This is a genomic window from Rhodopseudomonas boonkerdii (assembly GCF_021184025.1).
Taxonomy (GTDB): Bacteria; Pseudomonadota; Alphaproteobacteria; order Rhizobiales; family Xanthobacteraceae; genus Tardiphaga; species Tardiphaga boonkerdii.
Genome location: NZ_CP036537.1, coordinates 2582853 through 2600692 on the forward strand (window position 1 = coordinate 2582853; position 17840 = coordinate 2600692).

General features: G+C 62.0%; 24 protein-coding genes. 16 read left to right on the forward strand and 8 right to left on the reverse strand.

Annotation, left to right across the window (positions count from 1 at the left end):
* The first annotated feature begins 3 nt into the window (after positions 1-3).
* A complete protein-coding gene (locus E0H22_RS11925) occupies positions 4-1068 on the forward strand; it encodes a hypothetical protein (protein ID WP_233025844.1) in 1065 nt (354 codons plus the stop codon).
* A gap of 110 nt (positions 1069-1178) precedes the next feature.
* On the opposite strand, the gene E0H22_RS11930 is transcribed toward E0H22_RS11925, so the two are convergent.
* Entirely contained in the window at positions 1179-1862 is a 684-nt protein-coding gene (locus E0H22_RS11930) for a methyltransferase family protein (protein ID WP_233026320.1), read from the reverse strand.
* Between the two features lie 224 nt (positions 1863-2086).
* Between E0H22_RS11930 and E0H22_RS11935 the strand changes: the two genes are divergently transcribed.
* The 10 genes from E0H22_RS11935 (at position 2087) to E0H22_RS11980 (ending at position 8163) form a co-directional block, all read left to right on the forward strand.
* Entirely contained in the window at positions 2087-2362 is a 276-nt protein-coding gene (locus tag E0H22_RS11935) for an AbrB/MazE/SpoVT family DNA-binding domain-containing protein (RefSeq protein WP_233025845.1), read from the forward strand.
* A complete protein-coding gene (locus E0H22_RS11940; RefSeq protein WP_233025846.1) occupies positions 2349-2738 on the forward strand; it encodes a type II toxin-antitoxin system VapC family toxin in 390 nt (129 codons plus the stop codon). The genes E0H22_RS11935 and E0H22_RS11940 overlap by 14 nt, the downstream gene beginning before the upstream one ends.
* A 111-nt stretch (positions 2739-2849) precedes the next feature.
* On the forward strand, positions 2850-4109 hold the full coding sequence (locus E0H22_RS11945) for a serine hydrolase domain-containing protein (RefSeq protein ID WP_233025847.1): 1260 nt from the start codon (positions 2850-2852) through the stop codon (positions 4107-4109).
* Between the two features lie 96 nt (positions 4110-4205).
* Positions 4206-4856: a phospholipase A2 family protein gene (locus E0H22_RS11950; RefSeq protein ID WP_233025848.1), complete on the forward strand. Its 651-nt coding sequence runs from the start codon at positions 4206-4208 to the stop codon at positions 4854-4856.
* A 96-nt stretch (positions 4857-4952) separates the two neighbouring features.
* Positions 4953-5453 (forward strand): DUF3016 domain-containing protein, encoded by a 501-nt coding sequence (locus tag E0H22_RS11955; RefSeq protein ID WP_233025849.1) that lies wholly within the window; start codon positions 4953-4955, stop codon positions 5451-5453.
* Between the two features lie 15 nt (positions 5454-5468).
* On the forward strand, positions 5469-5813 hold the full coding sequence (locus tag E0H22_RS11960; RefSeq protein ID WP_233025850.1) for a Lin0512 family protein: 345 nt from the start codon (positions 5469-5471) through the stop codon (positions 5811-5813).
* Positions 5814-5824: 11 nt separating this feature from the next.
* On the forward strand, positions 5825-6484 hold the full coding sequence (locus tag E0H22_RS11965) for a TenA family protein (RefSeq protein WP_233026324.1): 660 nt from the start codon (positions 5825-5827) through the stop codon (positions 6482-6484).
* Between the two features lie 58 nt (positions 6485-6542).
* Positions 6543-6908 (forward strand): ArsR/SmtB family transcription factor, encoded by a 366-nt coding sequence (locus E0H22_RS11970; protein ID WP_233026326.1) that lies wholly within the window; start codon positions 6543-6545, stop codon positions 6906-6908.
* Complete coding sequence (locus tag E0H22_RS11975) at positions 6905-7435, forward strand: SRPBCC family protein (RefSeq protein ID WP_233025851.1); 531 nt, start codon at positions 6905-6907, stop codon at positions 7433-7435. Before E0H22_RS11970 ends, E0H22_RS11975 begins: the two co-directional genes overlap by 4 nt.
* 32 nt (positions 7436-7467) lie before the next feature.
* A complete protein-coding gene (locus E0H22_RS11980) occupies positions 7468-8163 on the forward strand; it encodes a DUF899 domain-containing protein (protein ID WP_233025852.1) in 696 nt (231 codons plus the stop codon).
* 9 nt (positions 8164-8172) lie between these two features.
* On the opposite strand, the gene E0H22_RS11985 is transcribed toward E0H22_RS11980, so the two are convergent.
* Both E0H22_RS11985 and E0H22_RS11990 read right to left on the reverse strand, forming a co-directional pair.
* Positions 8173-8664 carry a peptide deformylase gene (locus tag E0H22_RS11985; RefSeq protein ID WP_233025853.1) on the reverse strand — a complete coding sequence of 164 codons (492 nt, stop codon included), beginning with the start codon at positions 8662-8664 and terminating at the stop codon, positions 8173-8175.
* Positions 8661-10223, reverse strand: coding sequence for a winged helix-turn-helix domain-containing protein (locus E0H22_RS11990; protein ID WP_233025854.1), 1563 nt, complete (start codon positions 10221-10223; stop codon positions 8661-8663). The genes E0H22_RS11985 and E0H22_RS11990 overlap by 4 nt, the downstream gene beginning before the upstream one ends.
* Before the next feature lie 187 nt (positions 10224-10410).
* Here E0H22_RS11990 and E0H22_RS11995 point away from each other — a divergent pair, with 187 nt between their 5' ends.
* Together E0H22_RS11995 and E0H22_RS12000 are read left to right on the forward strand one after the other, a co-directional pair.
* On the forward strand, positions 10411-11469 hold the full coding sequence (locus tag E0H22_RS11995) for an alpha/beta fold hydrolase (RefSeq protein ID WP_233025855.1): 1059 nt from the start codon (positions 10411-10413) through the stop codon (positions 11467-11469).
* Positions 11469-11975 carry a cytochrome P460 family protein gene (locus tag E0H22_RS12000; RefSeq protein ID WP_233025856.1) on the forward strand — a complete coding sequence of 169 codons (507 nt, stop codon included), beginning with the start codon at positions 11469-11471 and terminating at the stop codon, positions 11973-11975. Before E0H22_RS11995 ends, E0H22_RS12000 begins: the two co-directional genes overlap by 1 nt.
* Before the next feature lie 3 nt (positions 11976-11978).
* Here E0H22_RS12000 and E0H22_RS12005 read toward each other — a convergent pair whose 3' ends face one another.
* Positions 11979-12647 (reverse strand): HD domain-containing protein, encoded by a 669-nt coding sequence (locus E0H22_RS12005; protein WP_233025857.1) that lies wholly within the window; start codon positions 12645-12647, stop codon positions 11979-11981.
* Positions 12648-12809: 162 nt separating this feature from the next.
* Between E0H22_RS12005 and E0H22_RS12010 the strand changes: the two genes are divergently transcribed.
* Positions 12810-14396 carry an ABC-F family ATP-binding cassette domain-containing protein gene (locus E0H22_RS12010; RefSeq protein WP_233025858.1) on the forward strand — a complete coding sequence of 529 codons (1587 nt, stop codon included), beginning with the start codon at positions 12810-12812 and terminating at the stop codon, positions 14394-14396.
* 16 nt (positions 14397-14412) lie between these two features.
* On the opposite strand, the gene E0H22_RS12015 is transcribed toward E0H22_RS12010, so the two are convergent.
* From E0H22_RS12015 to E0H22_RS12025, 3 genes are all read right to left on the reverse strand, one after another.
* Positions 14413-14955 carry a disulfide bond formation protein B gene (locus E0H22_RS12015; protein ID WP_233025859.1) on the reverse strand — a complete coding sequence of 181 codons (543 nt, stop codon included), beginning with the start codon at positions 14953-14955 and terminating at the stop codon, positions 14413-14415.
* A gap of 7 nt (positions 14956-14962) precedes the next feature.
* Positions 14963-15121 (reverse strand): DUF5993 family protein, encoded by a 159-nt coding sequence (locus E0H22_RS12020; RefSeq protein ID WP_233025860.1) that lies wholly within the window; start codon positions 15119-15121, stop codon positions 14963-14965.
* 78 nt (positions 15122-15199) lie between these two features.
* Entirely contained in the window at positions 15200-15664 is a 465-nt protein-coding gene (locus tag E0H22_RS12025) for a MarR family winged helix-turn-helix transcriptional regulator (RefSeq protein ID WP_233025861.1), read from the reverse strand.
* Between the two features lie 168 nt (positions 15665-15832).
* On the opposite strand from E0H22_RS12025, the gene E0H22_RS12030 reads away from it, so the two are divergent.
* Both E0H22_RS12030 and E0H22_RS12035 read left to right on the forward strand, forming a co-directional pair.
* Positions 15833-16405 (forward strand): DUF308 domain-containing protein, encoded by a 573-nt coding sequence (locus E0H22_RS12030; protein ID WP_233025862.1) that lies wholly within the window; start codon positions 15833-15835, stop codon positions 16403-16405.
* Between the two features lie 143 nt (positions 16406-16548).
* Entirely contained in the window at positions 16549-16896 is a 348-nt protein-coding gene (locus E0H22_RS12035) for an ArsC family reductase (RefSeq protein ID WP_233025863.1), read from the forward strand.
* A gap of 1 nt (position 16897) precedes the next feature.
* On the opposite strand, the gene E0H22_RS12040 is transcribed toward E0H22_RS12035, so the two are convergent.
* Positions 16898-17503, reverse strand: a complete 606-nt coding sequence (locus E0H22_RS12040) for a PAS domain-containing protein (RefSeq protein WP_430715249.1) — start codon at positions 17501-17503, stop codon at positions 16898-16900.
* Between the last annotated feature and the right edge of the window lie 337 nt (positions 17504-17840).

Genomic DNA, 17840 nt, shown 5'->3' on the forward strand with positions numbered 1-17840 from the left:
AAAATGATATTCAAGAACGCGCTATGTCGCTTTGCCGGTATCTCCGCGCTGATCATGATGCTCGGACCACCCTCCGCATCGGCGTCAGAGTTCGGTATCGATCGCTCGGGCCTTTCATTGCAAAGTCCGGCGATTCAGGAAAAGACGTTCGAGAATATCCGCGGTCTGGGCGCCAGTTGGTTTCGCGATGGACCGACTTCCGGATCAGCGCAGGGTGTGGCCAATTTCGTCAATGAGGTCCGGTTGGCGAAGCAACAGCGCCTGAAGATTTTGGTGAACATCGTCCAGATGGACGAGGACTATGACGGCCCATTGCCCATCCATGATCATGGCTGGAAAGCGAAGAAGCTCAGCCAGATCAATCTCGACAAATTTACGCGACGGCTCAGTACCTTGCTTAGCGCCTTGAAGGCTGCCGACCTCGCCATTGATGCGGTCGAGTTCGGCAACGAGGATGACAGCTATTACTACGACGCCGATGTACCATCCGAGCATCGCGCCACGACGGACGAATTGCACATATGGCTGCGCGGATACGGCGAATTTCTGAGGGCGGGAGCGACAGTCTTGCACGATCCTCGCTATTACCCCGACGCAAAGATAGTCACGTTTGGCATCGCTCACGGTTGCGACCAATGTGGCGGTCCGCCACGGCATCTTTCAAACCCGGCAAAGATCGTCGCCATGCTGAAGAATGTGGATGGCTTCAACTATCTCAACAATGCGTCCTACCGCGTTGATGGTTACGGCACGCATATCTACGCTTCGCCGAATGACGTCGACGGCTCCGTCACACGCATGCTGCGAGAGGACGCAGCCGCCGTCGGGTCGGATAAGCCCTTGTGGGTCACAGAATGGGGCTTCCAGGACATCAAGGCCTTCCCCAATAAGAAAGGCCACAGCCTGAGCCGGACTATTCAGGAGTTTCTCGACGTGCTCGACAGGCTTCGGGGGCAACTTTCGATAGGGCCCATCATGTTCTATCGTTACGATACTTGGCTAGCTGATACGTCCGGCAAGCTGCTGCCGCAAGCCAGTGTATTCTCTGACTATGCGGCGAAGCGATAGCATCTATTGTAGTCTGGCGGCAGGCAGCCATCGGGCTCTACCTCGAGGCGCCTCTGGGTCGACAGTATTTTTTGCTCGCGACCATACTCTTCACCGGCCGGCACGCTGTCTCACCAGATGAACGGAAACAAGCGCCAGCGCACATGGCGCGCATATTCGTCGTAGCCTGCAAGGCCCGCGCGCAACGTCTTTTCCTCGATACCGATCCGGATGCCGAGCAGCAGGGTGAGGACGGGGACAATCGCAAGCCCCCACCACGAGCCGAGGACGAGCGAGGTGGCGGCAAAGTAGAAGAGCGCGCCGGAATACATGGGATGGCGGACGATCGCGTAGGGGCCGGTCGTGATCACTGTCTGCCCGCGGTCTTTCTGTATTTTGACGACAGGCGCTGCAAAACTGTTCGTGCGCATGGTCCAGCCGATGAACAGGAACGATGCGAGAAGTAGGCCGCATCCGGCCCACTGCACCGAAGGCCGCATCATTGACCAGCGCCAACGCGCGGCATCCGCTGCCATGACGCCCATTCCAGCGAAGATAATGAGCAGGAGCGGAACAAGGATCAGCTTGTCCGCAAGCGGCTGCCCCTTCTGTATGGGCGGCTTCAGGCGCTCCCTGAGGAGCCCCGGATCGACGCGGATTGCGTAGGCCCCAAACACGGCCGAGATGGCGATCATCTCGCCGAGATAGAGCCAGCCGCCGACATAGTCCGTCGTGCCGGCGGCACCAAAGATGATCGCGCCCATCAAACCGTACCAGACGATCATCTGGACAATGAAATTCAGAACGAGACCCATGTCCCCGGTGCTCCCATCAAAGTTGCCGAAGCGAGTACGGCTCGAGCGGGCAGTTCTGCTGAGAATGATGGCGTGGCGGTCGGCGGTGCGGATCAAGCTACGCGTTTTGCTTCCGGTCTTCCAGGCAGGAACCCGCATACCGACGGTATCATCGACGCGCGGAGATCTCTTGTGAACGACGGTTCGAGGAGCTATCTTACCATGGTCTTACCGCGAGGTTTTCCATGGTGTCGCGCCCGACTAATCTGACTACGGTGGTTTCTACGAAAGGCCAGGTCATCCTGCCCAAGGCCATTCGCGATCAACGGCGCTGGTCGGCAGGTACACGCCTGACGGTTGAGGAGACGCCGGAAGGCGTGTTTCTCCGGGCCGCTCCGCTATTTCCGGAAACCACGATCGATGAGGTGGTCGGCATTCTTCGTCATGAAGGAAAGCCCTTGTCGCTGGACGACATGGATGCTGCCGTCGCCGCCGAAGCGAAACGCCATGCGGGCCGTTGATACCAATGTTGTCGTCCGCCTGATTGTAGCCGACGACAAGCAGCAAACAAAAAGGGCGCAAGCAGTATTCACGGCGGGCGACGTTTTTATCGCTTCGACCGTGGTCCTCGAGACTGAGTGGGTGCTGCGTAGCGGCTATGGTTTTGCTCCGACGCGCATCTTTATGGCTTTGAAGGCGGTCGCCGGGCTTCCCAATGTTACTGTGGAAGAGCCTGCGCTGTTGGCCCAGGCATTGGACTGGATGGATCAGGGAATGGATCTGGCGGATGCGATGCATCTCGCCAGGGCGAATGCCTGTACCGCGTTTCTGAGCTTTGATCGGAAACTGGCGAAGCTGGCAGCAGGGCGATCGCTGGTGGCGGTCGAGCAGCCGTGAGCAACGCCGTCGCGGGATATGCGGCGGATGAATGCCGTTACTCGTCTATGCGGGGTGTGTACGGCACCTTCTCTTGTTAGGCTTCGGTACCAATCTCCGGAGTTCTCCTTCATGTCCGACGCGCCCCTATCGAACCAGCCCGCCACCGCTGCCGAAACCGACCCGAACACTCTCGGCTGGATGAAGGGCTTTCCGCCTGCACCGGACAGGACCATCCGCTTTCACGACGACTCCTTCCGCAACTTTCCCGAGCTGCGCTGGGCCTGGAGCAATGTGCGCTCGCTCGTGCCGACGGTGAATGTCTGGCGCGGCGGGGGCGGCGTGTCGGTGTTGCCGCGCGGAGAGCGCGATGTCGGCGGCGTGCAATCGACGACCATGGATGGCCGGCCGATGACCTTCGCAAGGATGTTTGAGGAGACATATGCCGACGGCATCGCGGTGCTGCACAAGGGCAAGCTGGTTTACGAGCGCTATGCAGGGGCGCTGAAGCCGCACAAGCCGCATATCGCCATGTCGGTAACCAAGTCGTTCACCGGCACGCTGGCAGGCATGCTGATTGCGGAAGGCAAGATCGATCCTCAGGCGCCGGTGACAGACTATGTGCCGGAGCTGAAGGATACGGCCTTCGGCGATGCGCGCGTGCACGAAGTCATGGATATGACCACGGGGCTGAAATACACCGAGGTCTATACCGACAGGAATTCGGACGTCTGGAGTCTGCGCCGGGCCAACGGCATGGCGCCGATTCCGTCGGACTACGAAGGCGCGACCGATATTTTCGCATTGCTGTGCAAGCAGGAGAAACAGGGCGAACACGGCAAGGCCTTTGCCTACAAGACCGTCAATACCGATGTGCTCGCTTTCATCGTCCGACGTGCCAGCGGCACGGCGCTGAGCGATCTGCTTTCCGAGCGTATCTGGCAACCGATGGGCGCCGAGGAAGATGCGCATTATCACGTCGATCGCGTCGGCATGGAGAGCGGCGGTGGCGGCCTCTCGACCACGCTGCGCGATCTCGCCCGCTTCGGCGAGGTGATGCGCAATCACGGCCGCTTCAATGGCCGCCAGATCGTGCCTGCGTCGGTGGTCGAGGACATCGAACGCGGCGCCGATCCCGCCAAGTTCGAGCCTGCCGGCTATGTCACGCTGCCGGGTGGCTCCTACCGCAATCAGTGGTGGGTGACGCACAACGAACACGGTGCCTATATGGCGCGCGGCGTCTACGGGCAGGGTCTTTATATCGATCCCAGGGCCGAGATGGTGATCGCACGCTATGCATCGCATCCGGTCGCCGGCAATGCTGCCAACGATCCCGTCACACTGCCGGCCTATATGGCCCTGGCGAAGAATCTGATGGCCGGGCGGGTCTGAGGCCGGGCTGAAAACCCGAAAGGGAACTTTCAGGCGCTCTGCGCGTCATCTTGGCGGCCGATACTTCCGTCGGTCGCCATCCCGGATCGTGCAGAGATGACCAGGCCCACGCATTTCGCTTTGTGGCTTCGATACGCATGCGCGGCGCTGCTGGTTTCCGTCAGCGGTGCTGTGGTTGTGCCTGTCCATGCGCAGGACGTCGTGCGTGAAGCCCCGGTCGCGGCGCCCGTTGCGGTGACGCCGCCTGCACGCGTGGAAATTCCAACCCCGCGCGATCCAAAGAATCTCGATCCCACCACCAATGGCCTGACGCTGATCCACGGCAATTATTGCGGTGTCGGGCAGCGTCCGGGCGGGCCCATCGATGCGCTCGACGTCGCCTGCATGCATCACGATGCCTGCACCCCGACGGGACGCCTGCCCACCTGCGAGTGCAATGCGCGTTTGCGCGATGAAGCCGCCGCCGTGGCCCGCGATCCCCGGCAACCGACGGAGCTTCAAAGTCTGGCGTCCGTGGTGGCGACGGCCGCAACCGTGATGCTCTGCAAGCCGTTTACATCGACGGCATCAGCGCCGCCGCCCGCGGCTCCACCCTCATCCATTCCTGCCACATCCGATCCCGCCGAGCCCGTCTCGGTTGTCCCTGACGCCGTGTCAGCCGACACGGCGTCGCCGGCTACGGATGCGCCGGTGCCTGCCGGTGCGGCGCCGATGCCGATTGCACCAAAGGCGCAATCGCTGCCTTGAGCGATTGTAAGGTCGCAGCCGTTGCGCGCGTCATGCCGTGGCTGCATCGATGGGAGTGGATGTCGCTTTGTCACTGATGAAGCAGGAGAACGCGCGATGAGGAAACGAGCAATCCTCGCGGCGATCTTGATCGTTGCAGCGTTCGCGTCCTGTCAGGCTTCTGCTGGCGTCAATGTCCGTTTCGTCGATCCCGAGCGTTTCACCGATGCCGACACGAACGGCTTTCGCGCTGCAGAAGCCGGTGTGCTGGCAGAGATCAAAACCCATCTGCAACGGCTGGGCGGCAGGTTTCTCGCGCCCGGCCAGAAACTGACCATCGATATTCTCGACATCGATCGCGCCGGCATAAACGAGTCATGGCGTGGCGGCAGTATGGGTGACGTCCGTATCATGCGGGGCGTTACGCCACCGCGGATCAAGCTGCGTTATGTGCTGGGCGAGAAGGGCAAGCGCCCGCGTGGCGGCGAGGAGACGCTGACCGACATCAATTATCAGATGAATCCCTCCGCGCGCTTCAGCGGCGATCGCCTTGTTTACGAGAAGGCGTTGCTTGACGATTGGTTCCGGCGCATGTTTGCGCGCGACAAATCCTGGTAAATGGAAAGACGATCAATGGCACGTGTGCGCTGTATCACCGAGATGGGCATGGGCGTCGACGTTCACGGGCGTGACGCGACCAAGGCGGCGAAGCGCGCGGTATCGGACGCGATCAGGCATTCCAGCGTCGGCTTCTTCCGCATGGTCGGCAAGACGCCGCATGACATGTTCGTTGATGTCACCATCGGCGTGCCCAATCCCGAGGCGGTCGATACGGACGCCGTGGCGAAGGAATTGCCTTATGGCACCGTGACGGTGAAAGCCGTGCACGGCGGGCTGGATATTCCGGCGGAGAGCGGCACCGATGGCATTCTCATCGCCAATGCCGCGGTGGTGGTGAGCCTCGAGAACGACGCGTGAGCGCTGCGTCGATGGATATCTTCGATCGCCTCAAGGCCGCAGCTGCCGACGACTGGTCGTCCTATGTCGATCATGACTTCGTCCGTCAGCTGGGCGCGGGCACGCTGCCGGAGACGGCCTTTCGCACTTATCTCGTGCAGGACTATCTGTTCCTGATCCAGTTTGCGCGCGCCTACGCGCTCGCGACCTACAAGAGCCGGACGCTCGAGGATATGAAGGCGGCTCAAGGTGGCCTCGCTGCCATTCTCGGCGAGATGGAGCTGCACGTGAAACTGTGCGGCCGGTGGGGATTGTCACCGGCAGATATCGAAGCCGCCCCGGAATTGCAGGCGACCGTTGCCTATACGCGCTTTGTGCTGGATTGCGGCGCCGCCGGCGATCTGCTCGATCTGCATGTGGCGCTCGCACCCTGTGTCATCGGCTATGCGGAGATCGGCGCGAAGCTCGCGCCGGATGGCGCCGCGGCGCTCGGCAATCATCCGTATCGCGAGTGGATCGGCGAATATGCCGGGCAGGGCTATCAGGACATCGCGACCAATGCGCGTCGTCATCTCGACGATCTTGCGGCCCGCGCGATGACGGAGCGGCGTTTCGGCGAGCTCGCAAAATCGTTTGCCCTCGCCTCGCGTCTGGAAGCCGATTTCTGGCAGATGGGCCTCGACGCGCGCTGAAACCTGATATTAAACCAATCGGTTGACAAAGCCGAGGCCTTCTCTTATATTCAACCTTATGGTTGAATTAATTGCGCCCCAGCTCGACAATGTCTTCCACGCTCTTGGCGACGCCACGCGGCGCCAGATGTTGCGTGAACTGGTCAATGGGGAGCGAACCGTCGGCCAGCTCGCCCAACCGCATGAGATGTCGCTGGCCGCCGCCTCCAAGCACATCAAGGTGCTGGAGGGGGCCGGCCTGATCCGCCGTCAGGTACGCGGCCGGACACATTGGTGCCAGCTTGCGCCGGGCGCGCTGGCAAGCGCGCATGAATGGTTGAGCTTCTACGAGCAGTTCTGGACGGATCGTCTGGATACGCTTGAACAGCTGCTGCACGCCGACGATGCAGCGACGTCCCCCAAAGCGACAGGAGAGAAGCGATGAACGACATCACGCCATCGGCCTATGGCAAACTCACCGGGCACGCCGAACTGACGATCCAGCGCTTGTTGCCAGGGCCGATCGAACGGGTCTGGGCCTATCTCACGGAAAGCGATCTGCGCAAGCAATGGCTTGCATCGGGTGAGATGCAGATGAGTGTCGGCACGCCGTTCGAACTCGTCTGGCGCAATGACGAACTATCCAATCCGCCTGCGAAGCGGCCCGAGGGGTTTAGTAAGGAGCATCGCATGCAAAGCGAGATCACCGAGCTCGATCCGCCGCGTAAGATCACCTTCACCTGGGCGCCGCGCGGCGAGGTGACGTTCGAGCTCAATCCGCAAGGCAGCAAGGTGCTGCTGACCGTGATCCATCGCCGCATCAGCGATCGCGTCAATACGCTCAAGGTCAGTGCCGGCTGGCATACCCATCTTGACGTATTGGTGGCGCGTCTCAATGGCGAAGAGCCAAGACCCTATTGGGAGGTCTGGCAGCGCCTGCACGAGGAATACGGAAAGCGCCTGCCGGCCTGAGCCGGCGGCACGAACAGACGAGGGAGGTCAAGATGCAGAACACGATCGTCTCGCACGCGGACTGGCTGAAAGCACGGCTCGAACTGATGGAAGCCGAAAAGGCTTTCACCCGTCAGCGCGACGAACTCACGCGGCGGCGCATGGCGTTGCCGTGGGAGCGGGTTGCAAAGCCCTATCGATTCGAAGCTCAGGGCGGCGAACGGACACTCGCCGATCTGTTCGGTGATTGCTCGCAGCTCATCGTCTATCACTTCATGTTCGGGCCGGACTGGCAGGAGGGCTGTAAATCCTGCTCGTTCTGGGCCGACAATTTCAATGGCATCCCGATCCATCTGAAACATCGGGATGTCGCCTTCACCGCGGTGTCGCGGGCGCCGCTGGAAAAGCTCATGGCCTACAGACAGCGTCTCGGCTGGAGCTTCCCCTGGGTCACCGATCGCAGCGATTTCAGCATCGATTACTACGGCGCATTTTCGCCCGAGGACCTGGCCAAGGGCGAGACCTACTGGAACTACAAAGTGCAGCCCAACACCACGTCAGAACAGGTCGGCATCAGCGTCTTCGCGAAGAATGCGGCAGGCGAGGTGTTTCACACTTATTCGATCTTCGGCCGTGGTGTCGAGGAAGTGAACGGGGCCTATCACTTTCTTGATATGGTGCCCAAGGGGCGCGACGAGGACGGGCTCGATTTTACCATGTCTTGGGTACGGCGGCACGATCAGTATTGAGGTCTTGGCTCAGTGCCGCGACAGCTTCTCGAACCGCTTGATGATCCTCTCGCGCTTGATGCGCGAGAGGCGCTTGATCCAGAATAGGCCGTTCAACTGGTCGATCTCGTGCTGGTGGCAGACGGCGCGAAGACCGTCGGACTCCTCAGTGTGCAAATTGCCGTCGAGATCGCGGTAGCTGATCCGTACGCGCGCATGACGCTGGATATCGTCATTGACACCCGGCATCGACACGCTGCCTTCCTGGTGCATGATCAGTTCGGGAGAGGCCCAGGTCACCTCGGGATTCACATAGGTTTTCGCGCCATCGCCGAGATCGAGCACGACTACGCGCAGCAAAACGCCGATATGCGGCGCAGTGATGCCGATGCCCGGCGCGGCGTGCATGGTGTCGCGGAGATCGTCGGCGAGGATACGCAGCGCATCGTCGAACGCGGCGACCGGTACCGCATGCTGCACGAGACGCGGATCGGGATAGCGGACGATGGAGCGGATGGTCATTCCGGAAGTCCCGCCGCTTTCAGGGCCGTCGCATAGGTTTGCGCCATCGAGGCGACCGGGACGGGGATGCGTGCGAAGAAGGCCGAGACCGTGAGCTCAGGCTCGATGGCGAGCAACTCTTCCACCGCCTGTGCGGCGCGCTCATGCTCGCCGACATTCACCAGCGCGACAGCCAGCGCGCGCAGTGCCACGGCAAAACGGCGGTTCTGTACCAGCGCCTTGTCCGCCCAGGCGATAGCACCACGGTAGTCCCCATCGATGATATCGGCGATCGCCAGCGCGCCGCAGACGAACCAGCCGTGCGGATCAAGTGGGTTCAGCCGCCGCGCGCGTTCGAGCAGTGTTCGGCCTGCAGCTTGCTCTCCGCGCATGGTCTCGATCCAGCCGGCGAGGGCGAGCGCGGTCGCGGAATTCGGATTGATGGCGAGGGATCGGCTGAACAACTCGGTGGCGGCGTCCTTGGCGTTCTGGGTGTGGGCGAGATTCCAGATCGCAAAAGCCGCCATCCAGAGAATCTGCGGATCATTGGGCGCGCGCTCGATCGCGCTGTGCGCCAGCGCGAGACCTTCGCTGCGATGGGCGCCACCTTGCGTGATCCAGCCCTGGAAATGGCGCTGTGCATGGCAATAGGCCGCGGCGGCCATCGCAGGAGCGTAGCCGGGATCGAGCGTGATGGCTTGATGCAGACAATCGAGCGCCGAGATCATGCCATCCGGCGTGAAGTCGCGTTCATGAGCGGATGCGCGCAGCAGCAGGTCATAGGCGTCGGGCTTGTTCGGTCGGTTCTGCCGCCGCCGTTCGATCTCGGCGATACGCAAGGTTGGCTCGATGGCGGCGACGACACAGGCGGTGATGCGATCCTGCAGATCGAACACGTCGCTGCGATCGCCGTCGAAACGATCGGCCCACAGATGCGCGCCGGAGCGTGCGCCGATCAATTGCGCGATGATGCGCAGCCGCTCACCGGCACGGCGGACACTGCCTTCGAGCACATAGTTCACCCCCAGCGCGCGACCGATCTCGCGAATATCGACCGGCTTGTTCTTGTAGATGAAGGAGGAGTTGCGCGCGATCACCAGCAATCCGCTGCAGCGGGACAGTGCTGTGATGATCTCCTCAGCGATGCCGTCGCCGAAATAATCCTGTTCGGGATCCGCGCTCATATTGTTGAACGGCAGCACTGCGATGGAGAAATCGGCGGAGGCGGGCGGGGCGTCCGCCGTTACGACTGGCGTTGTCGCCGCATCGTTGTGTTCGACGACCTCGCCGACAAAGCGCACGCCCTTGCGCGGCAGCGTGCGGATCAGTCGCTGCTGCTCGCCATTGTCGCCGATGGCGGTACGGGCCGCATTGACGCGACTGCTCAGCGTCGCCTCGGAAACGATGCGGCCGTGCCAGACCTCGGCCAGCAGCTCGTCCCGGCTGACCACCCGGTCCCGCGCACGGATCAGGAGTTCCAGCACGTCGAATACCTGCGGCTCGACGCCGATCGTCTCGGTGCCCCGTCGTAGCTCCCGCCGGCCGGTATCGAGCACGTATTCGTCGAACCGGAAGAGCACGGCGGGGTCCATTTCCTGTTGTGGTGTCAAGGCGTTGCGTCTGGACTGTCCCTAGCACACCCCGTCTCAACGACAAATCATGGCCTTCTCAAGGGAAACTCCGGGAATCCTCCAAGCGAGCCGATCAATCAAACGTCATGGTCTGCGCATCGACGGCCGCCGCCGTCACTGCCTGGGAGAACCGACCATGACGGACAACAAGCGCAACAGCCCCCATCTCAATCGCCGCAGCCTGCTCGGCGCCACCATCATCGGCTTGGCCGCGGCCCAGTTCGGTGGTCTCAGCCCGGCCATGGCGCAGGCAGCCAAGCAACTGCCGGCGGTCAAGCCCGGCGCCCATACCAGCTTCAAGCCGCTCAAGAGCATCAATGCCGGGGTGCTCAATGTCGCCTATGCCGAGGACGGCCCGGCCGATGGCCCCGTGGTCCTGCTGCTGCATGGCTGGCCCTATGACATCTTCAGCTATGTCGATGTCGCCCCGCTTTTGGCTTCGTCCGGCTACCGCGTCATCATTCCGTATCTGCGTGGCTATGGCGGCACGCGCTTCCTGTCCGATGCGACGCCGCGCAACGGCCAGCCGGCGGCACTCGCCACCGACATCATCGACTTCATGAATGCCCTCAAGATCGAGAAGGCCGTGGTCGGCGGCTATGACTGGGGTGGCCGTACCGCGGATATCCTTGCGGCGATCTGGCCCGAGCGGGTCAAGGCGCTGGTCGCCGTCAGCGGCTATCTGATCGGCAGCCAGGAAGGCAACCGCATGCCGTTGCCACCGAAGGCGGAGCTGGAGTGGTGGTACCAGTTCTATTTCACAACGGAGCGCGGCCGGCTTGGCTACGACAAGTACCGGCACGATTTTGCCAAGCTGATCTGGAAGCTCGCTTCGCCGCAATGGAATTTCGACGACGCCACCTATGATCGCTCAGCCAAGGCGTTTGAGAATCCCGACCACGTCGCCATCACCATCCATAACTATCGCTGGCGGCTCGAACTCGCCCAGGGCGAGCCGAAGTTCGACGAGTTGGAGAAGCGGCTGGCGCAGGGGCCGACCATCTCCGTGCCGACCATCACCATGGAAGGCGATGCCAATGGCGCGCCGCATCCCGATCCCAAGGCCTATGCGAAGAAGTTCACCGGCAAGTATGAGCATCGCCTGATCACCGGCGGCATCGGCCACAACCTGCCGCAGGAAGCGCCGCGCGATTTCGCCCAGGCGATCATCGACGCCGATGCGATGGCCCGCTGATGCGCAAGATCATTCTGGCAAGCCTTGCCGCCGGTGTCGCGTCATCGGCGGTGGCGGCGGCCTTCGCCGCCAGCACGACCGATCAGGATAACCTGTCACCGATCTACGGCGTCAGCATTCCCGATGGCTATCGCAAATGGGAGCTGATCGCGCCCGCTCAGGAGGCGGAGCCTTTGAACGAACTCCGCGCAGTGGTCGGCAACGACATCGCCGTAAAGACCTATCGGGATGGCAAGCTGCCGTTTCCCGATGGCACGGTGCTGGTGAAGCTGGCGTGGAAACACACACAGTCGCCGGAGTTCGAATCCGCTTCGATCCCCGGTGCCGCCACAACGGTTCAGGTGATGGTGAAGGACGCGAAGAAATATGCCGCGTCCGGTGGCTGGGGTTTTGGCCGTTTCATCGACGGCAAGCCGGTCGACCGCGCACAGCACGAGACCTGCTTTGCCTGCCACGAAGGGCGCGTGAAGCAGCGGGACTACGTGTTCACGAAATGGGCACCGTGAGCCTCAGGGTAGGGGCGCACCTACTTCGCTCATGAAGTCGGCGAGGAAAGCCACGATGCGCGCGTGGCGTTCCTGCGCCATGCGCTTGCCTTCCGCGGTGTTGAAGCCCTCCGCGAGCGTCAGCAGTTTTGCCGGCAGATGGTCGATGGCAAAGGCGCGGTCGTCCAGCGCGCGGTGGCGCGCGGCCGGATCTTCGGCATCGTAGAGAAAGGATTGCATTCGCCCGGCGGTGTAGAAGCAGCGCGCAATGCCGATGGCGCCGATGGCATCGAGCCGGTCGGCATCCTGCAGGATTCTGGCCTCGATGGTCTCCGGCGTGATCTTGGCAGAGAAACTATGGGCAGTGATGGCATGGGCGATGCGGTCCAGCCGCTCGGGCGCCCAGCCGAATGGCGCCAGCAGCGTCACCGCATGTTCAGCGGCGAGGCGCGAGGCCTGTGCGCGCAACGGTGAGTTCTTCTCGACGGCCACGCAATCATGCAGCAGCGTCGCCGCCGCGAGGATTTCGAGGTTGCCGCCCTCGATAGCCTGGATGGCGCGGGCATTGGACCAGACCCGCGCGAGATGCGCGACGTCATGCGAGCCGTCGTCGGTCTTGATGTGCTGCAGAAGTGCAGAGGCCAGCGTTTCGAACGGCGCGAAAGCGGCAGCGATGCCGGTGATCTCAGTCATGGCTTCGTTGTTAGACGGGCCTGACCTTATTGCCAACGCCACAACGGCGCCGCAGTTGGCGAATACTCACTGGCGACGATCATTTCAACAGGATGCGTGCTTCGATGAATTTCACCCAGGTGACAACGCCAGTTCGCTTTGTTTCCCGGGAGATGTCTGTCCATGCCTGCGCATATCACTGTAACCGATCTGTCTGTCGCGAGGCCTGACGGCCGCGCGCTTTTCGCACAACTCAATCTCAGTTTTGGTGCCGAACGCACCGGCCTGGTCGGCCGCAACGGCATCGGCAAATCCACGCTGCTGCGCGTGATGTCCGGCGAGATCGTGCCCCAACAGGGGAACGCTGATGTCCATGGCCGGCTCGCGGTGCTGCGGCAGGCGCTGCAGATCGATCCGCACGAGACCGTTGCCGATCTGTTTGGTGTCACCGATGCACTCGACCTTCTGGCACGGGCCGAAGCGGGCGAGGCCACGGCCGATGAATTGTCGCGCGCCGACTGGGATGTCGAAGCCCGCCTGATCGGCGCGCTCGGGCGTGTCGGGTTCGATGTGCCGCACACGACGGCGCTGTCCGAACTGTCCGGCGGCCAGCGCACGCGTGTTGCAATGGCAGCGCTGATCTTCGCCGAGCCGGATTTCCTGTTGCTGGACGAACCCACCAATAATCTCGATCGCGATGGCAGGCGGGCGGTGATCGATCTTCTGGCTGGTTGGCGCGCGGGAGCGATCGTCATCAGCCATGATCGCGAATTGCTCGATACGATGGATGCCATTGTCGAACTGACGTCGCTGGGTGGCACGCGCTATGGCGGAAACTGGACGCATTATCGCGCGCGCAAGACCCGTGAACTGGCCGCGGCGGAGCATCAGTTGAACGATGCGACGAGACGCGTCGATGCGCTGGCAAGGCAGGCGCAGGCCACGGCAGAGCGTCAGGCGCGTCGCGACCAGACCGGCCGCAGGCAGGGCGCGAAGGGCGGCATCCCCCGGATCTCCCTTGGCGGAATGAAGGATCGCAGCGAAGACACTGGCGGCGAGAATTCACGTCTGGCCCAACGCCGGCAGGCGCAGGCAAATGAGGCGCTGGCCGCCGCGCGAACACGTATCGAAATCCTGCAACCGCTATCGGTTACGATCCAGTCGACAGGACTTGTTGCCAGCAGGACGGTCCTGCAGATGAACAATGTCAGCTTCGGCTATGCGCCGGGCTTGCCGATCATTCGCGATCTGTCATTCGCCATCACCGGGCCCGAACGTGTCGCCGTCACCGGTCCCAATGGCTCCGGCAAGACGACGTTGCTGGGCCTGATCACCGGTGCGCTTCGTCCAGCCAGTGGCGCCTTGCAGATGCCTGTCGATCACGCGGTGCTCGATCAGCAAGTCAGCCTGCTCGATCCCTCACAGACGATCCGCGACAATTTCCGGCGGCTTCATCCTGACGCCGACGAGAATGCCTGTCGTGCGGCACTGGCACGCTTCATGTTCCGCGCAGATGCTGCGCTCCAGATGGTGGGCACGCTGAGCGGAGGGCAGATGCTGCGCGCCGGCCTTGCTTGCGTCATGGGCGGCGCCTTGCCGCCGCCACTGCTGATCCTGGATGAACCGACCAACCACCTCGATATCGATGCCATCGAGGCGGTGGAATCCGGGTTGCGCGCCTATGACGGTGCATTGCTGATCGTCAGTCACGACGAGACGTTTCTGGAGAATGTCGGGATCACACGGCGGCTGGAATTGGTGCGACCGTGATCAGCGCTTCATCAGCTCATTTCAGCAGCTCATATACCACTGGATCGTCGGCACAGGCCTTGAAGCCGCATTCGAGCAAAGCCGAGGCGAAGTTGCCGGCGGTGAGGGCGATGATGAGGCCGACAGCGACGGTTGCGAAGAGGCCCGCTGTCCTCGGTGCCGGCTGGGATGCGAACTGACGATCGAACAGCAGCACCAGCGAGATCAGCGCAATCGCTGTGACGAAGGCCAGCAGCGCCAGCGTGTAGAAATGATAACCGAACAGCGCGGTGCCATAGCCGGCATCACCGGGCATGATGTGCAGCAGCACCTGGCGCGTTGCGACCACGGCGCCGACAATGGCGGCCAGCAGCGACAGCGCATAGTGGCTCGGGCGCGGACCGTAGCGGATATTGAGGATCGGACCAATGGCGAGCAGCGCGAACATGATCCGCTGCAGCAGGCACAGCGGGCAGGGGAGTTCGCCGAGCATGAACTGCGCGCCGAAGGCGGTGGCGAGCACTGCGGCGAGTGCGTAGAGCGCGAGGACGTTCAAGGTGACGGCGCGATCGGATGTCATGGCCGCCTCAGAACGACAGCTTTAGCGTGTCGGTGGCGTGGTGCATGAACGTCGCGATACAGGCGATCAGCACCATGGCGAACAGCGACAGCGCGAGCAGACGCGGACCGCGCCATGCGACCAGCATGGTGACAGTGACGGCGAGAAAGAGGACCGTGAACTCCATGATGGCATCCGCATTGTTCGCTGAAGCTAGATCAGATTCGGCGAAACGTGCCCAGCAATGGACGGACGCTGGCTGTCGTCAGCCTTTCGTCGTCTCATCCGTCCTGTTGGTGTAATTCGCCACCGCATCGCGAAAGGCGTGGACCTCGCTGTTGAGTGCAATCAGCCGCTGCGGCGTCATGCCGGCGGCAGCGAACAGAGTTTCACCAAGGCAGCGGGCCTTCTCGCGCATCGCCGTGCCCCTCGGTGTCAGCGACACCACGACTTGGCGCTCATCTTCGGGATTGCGCTGGCGGGTGACGAAATCGGCCTGTTCGAGCCGCTTCACCAGCGGTGTCACCGTGCTCGATTCCAACGCCAGCCGGTCGGCGATCGCGCCGATGCTTTGCGGGCCAGCCTCCCATAGGGTGCTCAGCACCAGATATTGCGGATAGGTGATGTCCAGCCGATCGAGCAACGGTTTGTAGGCACGGCCGATCGCCATGCTGGCCGAATACAGCGCGAAGCAAAGCTGCTGATTCAGCGGAATGTGGGCCGTAACCATAGCACGTCTCCTCAACTCAATATCACAATAATGTATATCGCGATAAATGACTGGACAAGGTCAGTTGGTTGCGATGATAAATATATCGCGATAATTATTATCGCTATATTTAAATCGGCCGAGGCGGTCCATCTTTGACGCCCGTGCCCAGCTTTCGGGGAGAAAGTTATGACAAATGCAGAAACCACCGGCGTGCAGATCGTCGAAACGGACAATCTCGCCCGGTATTACCTGATCCGCGGCCTCGTCGCGGCGGGGTGGGTGGCCGCCGCGGTGGCGGTCGGCCGATCGCATGCGGCCGCCGCTGCCATCCTGCTGGTGAGCTATCCGGCCTGGGATGCGCTGGCGAACTGGTTCGACGCGAGGGGCAGTGGCGGCCTCTTCGCGAATCCGTCCCAGGCGCTGAATGTGGTGGTCAGCCTTGGCACGGCGGTGGCCGTGGCGGTCGCATTGCAGGTGGGCATGAATGCCGTCCTCGCGGTGTTCGGCGTCTGGGCCGTTCTGGCAGGTCTCGCACAACTGGTGACCGGTATCCGCCGCTGGCGCGTGGCCGGTGCGCAATGGGCGATGATCCTCAGCGGTGCGCAGTCAGCGCTTGCGGGGGGATTTTTCGTGGCGCAGTCCGGCGGCGCCAAGGTCCCGACCATCATCGATGTCGCGCCCTATGCCGCCTTTGGCGCGTTCTACTTTCTTGTCTCTGCCGTCTGGCTGATCATTGCCAATCGTCGGCGAGGCGTCTGAACCCGATCGCGCCCGCCGGTGATGCAAGCTTTTGATGCAGGCCTGTGTCACCGGCGCCTGCTGTGGATGACAGCGGAAATACGGTCGGGCGTCATGTCACATCTGCTAGTCAGGGCGGCAGCAACCGATTGGCGGATATCTCAATGACGAACACCATCTACGGCATCAAGAACTGCGACACGATGAAGAAGGCGCGCACCTGGCTCGACAGCCACGACGTCGCCTACGCGTTCCACGACTACAAGGCCTCCGGCATCGACAAGGCGCATCTGCAGCGCTGGTCGAAAACGGTCGGCTGGGAGACGCTGCTCAACCGCGCCGGCACCACGTTCCGCAAGCTCGACGATGCGGCGAAGGCGGGGCTCACGGAAGCGAAGGCGATTGCGCTGATGCTGGAGCAGCCCTCGATGATCAAGCGTCCGGTGCTGGAAGCGGGCAACAAGATCCTGGTCGGTTTCAAGCCGGAGATCTATGCGAAGGAGTTCGCATAGCTCAACCGATCTCGATCAACTCGCTCGCCGCGCCGCGGCCCGGCATGCGGTGTGTGAGATTGCGGTCGAGCACGACGCTGAGCACGGGTTTCGGTACGCTGTGATGGCCGCGCATCAGGTTGCGGATTTCGAAGCCGCCGTCTTCGCTGATGGTTTTGAGCGAGGCGAGGATATGCGTGACGTCGTTGCCGCTATCGCAGAACGGCAACAGCAGCCGCTCATATGCCACCACTCGGCCGTTGACGTCGTCGATCATCGAAATCGTGTAGGTCGGCAGCTGACGTGCGATGCAGGTGTGATAGGCCGGCAGCACCACGGGGCCGAGAATCGGGCCGAGATAATCGTCGAGATAGCGACCCTTGCCGGTGGAACCATAGGCACTCGCCATCCGTGTTCCGTTGCTGTCGATGATGAAGCGCGTCGGCGTGCTGGCGTGATCGACGATGTAGTAAACCAGATCGGCACGCTCGTCCTCGAGCCGGTCGGGCCGATAGGCAGCGAGCTGTGGTGGTTTCTGTACGGACGTATAGAGCCGGAGCCAGCAGTTGAGGAGATCACGCTGCCGGATCGATTTCACAACGGATGCGTCTGAGCTTTCGAAACTCACGGCCATTCGTCCTATCATTTGCGAATGCCGCAAAGCATGAGCCCGTCAGGCAAATAAAGCGTGAAGACGCGTAGTTCTTTACATGTACAATTAACAGGCGATTTCCAGTTCGTTCCATGCGCGACGCACGCGCTCGCCCTGTGAAAAGTTCGCTTGGCCAGAACGCGCGCGCATCTCTTTTGTGCAGCGCACGAAGAGTGCAACCCACTAATACTAATGGCGAAGTTGGCGCGGTATGGCGTCCCCGGCAAAACGTCCGTACCGCACTTGCGTTAATTGATCGCTTGACGGCATAGTCCGTGCCACGACATGGAGCCGGCTGGGGCGACCCGACTTC